At 64.5% G+C, this 1,360-nt stretch carries 1 protein-coding gene; it reads right to left on the bottom strand.

The genetic code is table 11. The annotated features are described in order from the left end of the window. Window positions 1–159: 159 nt before the first annotated feature. A partial coding sequence (locus AC30RD_RS09360) for a molybdopterin molybdotransferase MoeA (RefSeq protein ID WP_489494273.1) occupies window positions 160–1,360 on the bottom strand: 1,201 nt, incomplete at its 5' end.

The following is a 1,360-nucleotide window of genomic DNA, read 5'->3' as shown; positions in this document are numbered from 1 at the left end:
ATCACGGTGAGAAGACTGGAATTTGGGATTAGTGGCCTGGTGTCCAGAACTTGAATACACCCCTCACTTCTCACCTGGAACCCAGTACTTGGTACCCGGAACCAAAAACCAAAAACTAAAAACCAAAAACTAAAAACCCAGCCCCCGAAATCAAAAGAACTACGCCTCCCTCTCCCCGCTTACCAGCGGTACGGGCGTTTCGCTGCGCCAGATGAAACGGGTGGGGATGAAGCGGACGGGGGGGTCCGCTTCGAGGTGGGCGCAGCTTTCGTCGATCATGATGAAGCCGTTGGAGCGTGCCAGCGGCGAGATCATGCCCGGGGCGTATTTGTCGCAGATGCGGAAACGTTCGCCGTCGAAGAAGCCCGGGACGAGGGTGCGGCGGCCCGGGCGCAGGGTCAGCGGCGCGTCGAGGCGGGCGGCGATGGTGTTGTGGTAGGGGGCCGACGTCCCGCTGAGCCGGGCGATCAGCGCCTGGCCGAAAAGCTCGAAGTTGAGTGCGGCGGCGAGGGGATTGCCCGGCAGGTTGAGCACGAGGGTGTCGCCGATGCGGCCGACGGTGGTGGGTTTGCCCGGTTTGATCGCCACTTTTTCGAAAAGCGGTTCGAACCCGAAACGGGCGAACGCCTCCTTCGTGTAGTCCGCGTCACCGACGCTCACCCCGCCGCTGGTGATGACGAGGTCGCTCTGCAGGGCGCTGCGGATATGCGTTTCGAGCGCGTCGAGGCTGTCGGCGGCGGTGCCGACGAAGTGGACCTCGCAGCCGAGTTCCCGCGCCCGGGCGGCGAAGGTCGGGGTATTGGTGTTGTAGAGCTGGTGGGCTTCGACGGTTTCGAAGTGCATTTTGAGTTCGCTGCCCGAAGCGAAAAGCGCGACGCGCGGTTTCTGATAGACGGCGATGTGGCTGATCCCCTGCGAGGCGAGCAGGGTGATATGGTGGGCCGAAAGCTTTTCGCCCCGGTGCAGCAGCGCGTCCCCGGCCTCGATATCCTCGCCGCAGAGCCGGATATGCTGTCCTGCGCGCAGCTCCGGCGGGAGGGTGACCCGGTCGCCGTCGACCGTGACGTTTTCGACGGGGACGATGCATTCGGTCCCTTCGGGGATCCGCGCGCCGGTCATGATGCGGACGGCTTCGCCGGGGGCGATGCGCATCGCTTCGCTGTCGCCGGCGAAAAGGGTCGCGAGCGACACGACGGTTTTGCCGGCGTCCTCACAGCGGACCGCGTATCCGTCCATCGCGGAGTTGTCGTAAGGCGGCAGGCAGTGCGTGGCGGTGACGTCGGCGGCGAGGATGCGGCCGTCGGCCGATTCGATGGGGATGAACTCCTGGCGGCGGGAAAGGGTCAGGGAATCGATCAGG

It is taken from the genome of Nitrosophilus sp. (genome assembly GCF_982775275.1).
This window is presented reverse-complemented; position numbering and strand designations above follow the sequence as displayed.